Source organism: Meiothermus cerbereus DSM 11376, assembly GCF_000620065.1.
Classification (GTDB): domain Bacteria; phylum Deinococcota; class Deinococci; order Deinococcales; family Thermaceae; genus Meiothermus; species Meiothermus cerbereus.
In genome coordinates this window covers 93,685-100,659 of sequence record NZ_JHVI01000014.1, presented here as the reverse complement: position 1 = coordinate 100,659, position 6,975 = coordinate 93,685, and the positions used below count along the sequence as shown (strand labels likewise).

Sequence of the window (6,975 nt, the reverse complement as noted above, 5' to 3'; positions counted from 1 at the left end):
GCGCCCTCCGGGCCTCGAGCGAAGACGAGGCCATTGCACTGCTCGATGAATTTTCCCGCAATTCATCGGATGCTCGCGCCCTCCGGGCCTCGAGCCATACCTCCTGATAGGCCCCACGGTAGACCGCCTCGCGCACCCGCACCCGCAGGCCGTTCTGCTGGGGTTCCACCTCGGATAGCCGCACCCGTTCGGGCCGGATGGCCACATACCCCTCGTCCCAGGGTGGGGTCTGGCGCAGGGCCAGCTTGCCAAAGGCGGTCTCGAAGCCCAGGGGAAGCCTTTGGCCCTTAATCAGGTTGGCCGCCCCCAGGAACTCGGCGGCGTAGCGGGTGCGGGGCCGCTCGTAGACCTCGTCGGGGGTGCCGACCTGCTCGAGGTGGCCCATGCGCATCAGGGCGATGCGATCCGAGACGGCCATGGCCTCGTCCTGGTCGTGCGTAACCAGGATAAAGGTCAGGCCCAGTTGCTGCTGCAAGCGCCGAAGTTGCACCTGCACCTCGGCCCGCAGCTTGGCATCGAGGGCGCTCATGGGCTCGTCGAGCAAAAGCACCTGGGGTTCATTCACCAGCGCCCTGGCCAGGGCCACCCGCTGCTTCTGGCCGCCCGAGAGCTGGTGGGGCAGCCGCTCGGCGAAGCGCTCGAGCTGCAACATCTCCAGCCCATACCGCACCCGCCGCTCCACCTCGGCCTGGCTCATGCGGCGGCTCTTGAGGCCAAAGGCGATGTTTTCCCGCACCGACAGGTGGGGAAAAAGGGCGTAGCTTTGAAACACGGTATTGACCGGGCGCTGGTTGGCGGGCAGGGGGGTGATGTCTTTGCCCATCAGCACAACCCGGCCCTCGGTGGGCACCTCGAGGCCGGCAATAATCCGCAGCAGGGTGGTTTTGCCACAGCCCGAAGGCCCCAAAAGGGTGAAGAACTCACCCATGGGAACCTCGAGGCTTACCCCCCCCAGCGCGGTGAAGTCACCGAATTTTTTGACCACGTTCTGTATGGAAAGGGATTCCCCCGTGACTGGGGGCCGTGCGGCGGCGATCATGGTTGGCGCATAGACTACCAAAAGACACCGCACTTTTGAACCGTTCTGGGATAGGTGTGCAGTTACCTAAGCAAGACACCCAAGGGCAGAAGCCCCTACCTTAGAGAAAGGTCAGGAAGAGTAAAGGATGCCCTTGTAGTAGTGCCAGGGAGCGTTTGGCACAAATGACTGTGGTGCTGCATAGCGGCTTGGTCTAGGAAGCAATAAATTTTTACTTAATATAAACAAAATATTAGCTATTGACTTAACTTAAAACACTACTCTACCATGATCCTGGCTACCCCAAAAATGTAGCCTGGACTATGGAGGTGAATTCAGCTATGCGTTTTTCATCTTTTGGTCGTTGGTCGTTGGTCGTTGGTCGTTGGTCGTTGGGCTAACCCTGTTGCTGGCGGCGTGCGGGTCGCAACAAGCAAGCCGTGCACAGGACTCTTTGACCTATGAAACGGTTCCGGCACACATCGGACAAGCACTCGCCATTAATGCTTCGAAAGACGACCTGGACTTGACCCTCCAAACCGCTCAGAACAAATGGGTTGTGTCCACCCTTATTCATGATCCGCTTATGCGTCCGGCTTTTTGGGCTAACTTGATAGTGGACGGTGAACGCCCAAGCAGCTTTTGGCAATCTGTAAGCACAGCAAAGAACGGTAATGTGGTTTATTTAACGGGCGCTGCAACCAATCGAACCTTCCACGGCAGCCTCTTTCCAGTCGATATCTTCAAATCTATTCAGCAAACCTGTGGCGAATGCCGGTTGGTTAAGTACGGCGATGGCCTGTATGCAGTTAGGGGCCAGGAATGGTTGGACGCCAGAGGAAACCGCCTCTCTGCGGACGAAACCGATGCGATCAGAAAAGCCTTTGCCGCGATTGCCAGTAGTGTAGAGCAGGGGGATATTCCAAGAGAAATGGCGAAACGTTGGAAGCGACTACTGGACGAGTCGCCCAAAGGCGTGCCCGCGCCTACGGCCTCAGGTGCTACCAACGATCCTGTGATGCACATCGGTAGCCAGTTCTTCAAGAATGGGGTCAGTAGCCAGGTTACAACCAGAAACGACTGTGTGAATCATTTTGCGTGGTGGTGTACGGTTAGAGTTGTAGAAGGTGAAATAAGCAATCCCACGAATATCAATCTTAGGGATCTCGATTTCGGAAACTATCAGTACATCCATTGGAATATCGGTTGGCGGGAAAATCCAAACCAGAACTACAGCAACCCGCTGGCCGCGCCCTACCAAGTTGGAACGGGGGTGTGGGGCGATTACGATTACCCCAGCCCAATTTCACGGGGCCTGATCACGGGTGACCAGTACAACGGTGGACAATATCTTGTAGGCTGCGGCGCCATGTCGGTGGCCCGGTTGTTGGACTGGAACAGGGCCGCGGGCAGATTTGGGAACAGCCGTGTGATTCGCCTACCAAACAACAACTTGTCTCCACATGGGGCTACAGTAACGGTAGGCAGCGCCGCGACCACGTCCGAGCAAGAAAAATTCATGCAAATGGTTTTCTGGCCGGTGCGGGTGGGCAGTAAGGACATCAACGGGGTCACGCGGGATGTCTACGCAGCATGGCTGCCAGAAAAAATGGGCTCCACACATTTTAGAGGTGAAACCAACACCAGCTTTTCGGGTCTACTTAATGGTGGAAATTCCTGGTTGGCCGACAACAACTGGCCCGAGCGACTGACCGGGGTCTGGTCGCGGGATTTTGACCTTCCCAGCCTATCCATAATCCTGCCGCCAGTTCTGAATTTTGTAACCTGGTCGCAGGCCACCTGGGGGGTGAATGGGGTCCTCAAGGCCTCTATCGGCGCTCCTTCGGGCAGTGAGATGCCTGCCATTGTGGGCTATCAGACCAATAACTCCATTCCGCTTATTGTGAACGGCGTTCGCTTCGGCAACGCCCACTTTGCCCTGGCCAAAAAGTTCAAAATTCTGGAGTACTGGGACTGGTCGGAGAACTATGCCGTTGTCAACATTAGTAATCGAACTGACCTTCCCTACCATGCCCGCACCGATGATGCGAAGTACTGGAATAAAAGCGACACCGTTTTCCTGAGCGACTATTACGACATGTCCTTTGGGGCCTATCGGCTTTACACCCCAACAGCTCCCAACCCGGGCGATAACCCAACCCCACCCCCTGGGGATGGGCCGCGTGACTGAGGTGGATATATGAGATGGCTCAAAATGGCACTACTGTCGCTGCTGCCGCTGCTCTCCGCCTGTCCCTTTCCTTCTCCCTCACCAGCGAGACCATTTCTGTTCTACTTTCCGGAAAACCCAGCCCTGTGCCCGGAGGGCCTCCGGGCTGAGGTACGCGTAGCGCCAGGGGATAGCGGCTACCTTTCTCCCCGCATCCTTTTGTTCTATCCGGGAAGCCTCCGGGAGCACAATCAAGAGGAGATTCCTGCTGAATGGGATCCGGACTTAAGAACTGAAGGGGGCTACTCTGCGGTTCGGTTTCAGATGAACCGGCCTGCCACCAGCCCCTTGCGGGGGGAAGTTCTCGGCCTCCCACTGCCGCCGCTGGAAGCGTGGAGAGGTTTTTACAAATTTACGTACATGCCCTATGACTACGGTGGTAGGATTCCCACCCTCAAGTTGCAGTGTGGCGATGCCCCCCTCCTGGAGTATGCCAGCCAGCCAGGCAAGCTGGTGTTTGTAATCCTGGAGGATGTGAATGCTCCCAGCAAACTGCGGGTTTTGCAGTATGGCTCCCCAGATTTCAGGCCTTGACGCCGTGTAATACCGGATTCAAAAAGATAATCTTCAAACAAAAAGCGCTAAGAGGCTATCTTTTTGAATCCTAGAGCACTCCCTTCGGTCGGGTTAGTTCGTCACCGTTCGGTGACGAACTAACCGAATCTGGTATAAGCTGTTTCTACAACCAGAATTATCGCACTTTTCACAAGACGTTGCCTCCCGGATGGGAGGCAACTGTGCTGTGCAGGGCAAAGCAATCAAGTTAGGACTTACGCAGTTGAACGTTGACAAAACCATGGGTTGGCTCCTCACTTCAGCCCGTCGGAATCGTGTTTTATTGACGTTGTGGGCTTCTTGTTTCTGGAATCGTTATACCTTGTAAACGCAGGCACCTTAGGATTCGGGTAAATGCCGTTCTGTACGCGATTTTATCAATCTTATTTCCCCCCAAATCCTCACTCAAGTGCGTAACTCCTATCAAGTTTTGAGCGGTTCAATAATTGTGAAGAGCGCTCTATTTGGCTTCGCTCAGGGCCTGCTCGAGGCTCGCTTCCAGAATGGCCAGGCCCTTGCGGGCTTCCTCTTCGCTTACCACCAGCGGCACCAGGCAGCGGATCACGTTGGCGTGCATGCCGGCCTTAAAGAGCAGCAAACCTTTCTCGCGGGCAATCTCCAGCAGGCGGTTGGCGAGCTGGGCATCGGGGCTTTTGGAGCTGGGGTCTTTGACCAGTTCCATGGCAATCATGGGCCCCAGGCCGCGCACATCGCCCACCACCTGGGGGAAGCGGGCCTGAATCTGGCGGAAGCCTTCGTGCAGAACCTCCCCCAGCTTCTGGGCTTTTTCCAGCAGGTTTTCCTCTTCGAAGATGTCCAGCACCGCCAGCGCCGCCGCACACGAGAGGGGATTGCCGCCGAAGGTGCTGCCCAGCCCGCCCACCAGGGGGGCGTCCATGATCTCGGCCTTGCCCAGCACCCCGCCGATGGGCATCCCGCCCCCGATGCTCTTGGCGAAGCAGATTAGGTCGGGCTCCACCTCGGCGTGCTCGATGGCCCAGAATTTGCCAGTGCGGCCAATGCCGGTCTGCACCTCATCGTCAATGAAGACGATGCCGTGCTTCTGGGTGAGGCTGCGCAGGGCTTTGAGGAAGGGCTTGGGGGCCGGGGTGAAGCCGCCCTCGCCCAGCTGCGGCTCGATGATGATGGCGGCCACCCGCTCGGGCTGGATCTGGGTATCGAAGACCTCGTGCAGCCCCTCCAGGGCCTTGCGGGTGTCCACCCCGTGGTACTCGCTGGGGTAGGGGGCGTGGTAGACCTCGGGGGCAAAGGGGCCAAAGTTCTGGCGGTAGGGATTGGACTTGCCGGTGAGGGTCATGCCCATCAGGGTGCGCCCGTGGAAGCTGCCCCGGAAGGCAATCACCCCAGGCCGGTTGGTATAGGCCCGGGCAATCTTGATGGCGTTCTCGGTGGCTTCCACGCCGGTGTTGATAAAGAAAGCCTTTTTCTCGCCGCCAATGGGCGCGGTGGCTGTGATTCGCTCGGCCAGCTCGATGTAGGGCTCGTAGGCCACCCCGGGAAAGCAGGTGTGCAGGTAGCGGCGCAGTTGTTTTTCCACGGCTGCTACCACTTTGGGGTGGTTGTGCCCGACGTTCAGCACCCCGATGCCGCCGAACCAGTCCAGGTACTCGTTGCCGTCTACGTCCCAGATTTTCCCGCCCTCGGCGCGCTCTATCACGATGGGGTGTACTTGCGAAACGCCTCTGGGGACAACCTTATGCCGCCGCTCGATCAGGGCCTGGTTTTTGGAAGGGGTTTGAATCATAGGTTTCCTCCGATAGTCCGACCTCGAGTGTATCCCGCTTGGGGTTGCTTGTGTACCCCTTGCAATAGCCCTGGCTTGGTTTTCAGCAAAGGTAAGTTTTGCTGGAGACCCACCTCGAGCCAGCTCGATTGCTCGAGGTGTGGCTAAGGGAGCGGAAACTGCGAGGCAAAGGCTTTTACCTCGGCCTTGAGCGTTTCGGGGTTATCGCCTTTCAGGGCCCGGTCAATAAACTCGGCGATGAGGGGCATGTGTTCCTCGGTCATGCCGCGGGTGGTGATGGCCGGGGTGCCGATGCGGATGCCGCCGCCGTGGATGATTTTCTCGCTGTCGTAGGGCAGGGTGCTTTTGGAGATGGTGATGTGGACGGCGTCTAAGAGCCGGGTGGCCTTGCTGCCGTTGAGGCCCTGGGGGCGCAGATCCACCACAAAAAGGTGGTTGTCGGTGCCGCCCGAAACGATGCGGTAGCCGCGCTTTTGTAGCTCGGCAGCCAGGGTCTGGGCGTTTTTGATGATCTGGGCTGAGTAAGTTTTGAAGGAGGGCTGCAAAGCCTCCCAGAAAGCCACTGCTTTGCCCGCGATAACGTGCTCCAAAGGCCCCCCCTGGGTTCCGGGGAAGATGGAGCGATCCAGGATGGCGGCCACCTCGAGGTCGTTCGATAAAATCAGGCCGGAGCGTGGGCCGCGCAGGGTCTTGTGGGTGGTCGAGGTGACCACGTGGGCATAAGGCAGGGGCGAGGGGTGCAGTCCTGCCGCTACCAGCCCCGCGATGTGGGCGATGTCGGCCATCAGGTAGGCCCCCACCTCGTCGGCAATCTCGCGGAAGGCCTTAAAATCGAGGATGCGACTGTAGGCGCTGGCTCCACAGATGATCATTCTGGGCTTGTGCTCCAGGGCCAAAGCCCGCACGTCCTCCATGTGCAGCAATTCGTCTTCTTGGCGCACCTTGTAGCCAATAAACCTGTAGTTGATGCCCGAGAAGTTGACCGGGGAGCCGTGGGTGAGGTGGCCGCCGTGCGACAGATCCATGCCCAAGACGGTGTCGCCGGGTTTGAGCAGCGCGGCGTACACCGCAATGTTGGCGCTAGAGCCAGAATGGGGCTGCACGTTGGCCCAGGCCGCCCCAAAAAGCTGTTTGGCCCGCTCGATGGCCAGGGTTTCAACCTGGTCTACAATCTCACAGCCGCCGTACCAGCGCTTGCCGGGGTAGCCCTCGGCGTACTTGTTGGTGAGCACGCTGCCCACCGCTTCGCGCACCTGGGCCGAGGTGAAGTTTTCCGAGGCAATGAGCTCGAGGCCATTGCGCTGGCGCTCTTCTTCCTGGCGGATCAGGTCGAAGACCAGCTCGTCGCGGGGGAGAGTTTCGGGCGCCTTGGTCATTCTCTAAGTATAGCAATATCAAATCCCTCGC

General features: G+C 58.3%; 5 protein-coding genes. 2 read left to right on the top strand and 3 right to left on the bottom strand.

What is annotated here, in order from left to right; translation table 11 throughout:
• A partial coding sequence (locus Q355_RS15535; protein WP_245597520.1) for an ABC transporter ATP-binding protein occupies nt 1-1,039 on the bottom strand: 1,039 nt, incomplete at its 3' end.
• A gap of 433 nt (nt 1,040-1,472) precedes the next feature.
• Between Q355_RS15535 and Q355_RS0106815 the strand changes: the two genes are divergently transcribed.
• Nucleotides 1,473-3,209 carry a hypothetical protein gene (locus Q355_RS0106815; protein WP_245597519.1) on the top strand — a complete coding sequence of 579 codons (1,737 nt, stop codon included), beginning with the start codon at nt 1,473-1,475 and terminating at the stop codon, nt 3,207-3,209.
• Between the two features lie 399 nt (nt 3,210-3,608).
• Complete coding sequence (locus Q355_RS17110; protein WP_245597518.1) at nt 3,609-3,782, top strand: hypothetical protein; 174 nt, start codon at nt 3,609-3,611, stop codon at nt 3,780-3,782.
• A gap of 481 nt (nt 3,783-4,263) precedes the next feature.
• Here the strand turns inward: Q355_RS17110 and gabT are convergent, their stop codons facing one another.
• Nucleotides 4,264-5,568, bottom strand: a complete 1,305-nt coding sequence (gene gabT / locus Q355_RS0106805; protein ID WP_027877106.1) for a 4-aminobutyrate--2-oxoglutarate transaminase — start codon at nt 5,566-5,568, stop codon at nt 4,264-4,266.
• Between the two features lie 143 nt (nt 5,569-5,711).
• Complete coding sequence (gene glyA / locus Q355_RS0106800; RefSeq protein WP_027877105.1) at nt 5,712-6,944, bottom strand: serine hydroxymethyltransferase; 1,233 nt, start codon at nt 6,942-6,944, stop codon at nt 5,712-5,714.
• Nucleotides 6,945-6,975: the final 31 nt, after the last annotated feature.